General features: G+C 35.4%; 1 protein-coding gene. It reads right to left on the bottom strand.

Annotated elements, in window-relative coordinates:
- Positions 1-616: transposase (locus JUI58_RS00510; RefSeq protein ID WP_348539804.1), on the bottom strand; the 616-nt coding region annotated here is incomplete at both ends.

Here is a 616-nt window from a genome sequence, read left to right on the forward strand (position 1 = left end):
AAAGCAGCATCTAGGCAATGTTTAGACAACATTCCTTTTGCCCAAGATTTAAAGTTAATATCTTCAAAAAATATTGACTGTGCTTGGTCGCAAAGGTAATGTGCCAGTTTAAATTGCCAATCTTTACGAGTATCAGAAATCTTTTGGTGCAATCTCGCTATTTTCTGGTTTAATTTGTGTCGATTATTAGACCCTTTCTTTTTATTCCTTAATTTACGTTGCAGCGATTTCAGCTTGCTATGTAGTTGGTTTAAAAAACGAGGTCTTTCAACCAGTTCTCCATCAGAAGTTGCCAGAAATTTGTCCAATCCTAAATCTATTCCTATGGCATGACCGTGAAATGGGACATCCGGAATATTTACATTTAACTGTAAAGAGAGCAGGATAAAGTATCCTGATGCTTTCCTGATAATTCTCGCTTGTTTAATCGCAAAACCATCGGGAATATCTCTCGATTTTCTAAACTTAATCCATCCCAATTGAGGTAGTTTAATCTGGTTTTCTTGGAGACAGTTTTTGAGCATTTGAGGATACACAAAAGAACGCATCCTATACTTATTCTTAAAACGAGGAAAACCGAGTTTTTTTGATTTCATATCTGTAAATGCTTTGTCTA

The organism is Spirulina sp. CCY15215 (assembly GCF_016888125.1).
Lineage (GTDB): Bacteria > Cyanobacteriota > Cyanobacteriia > Cyanobacteriales > Spirulinaceae > CCY15215.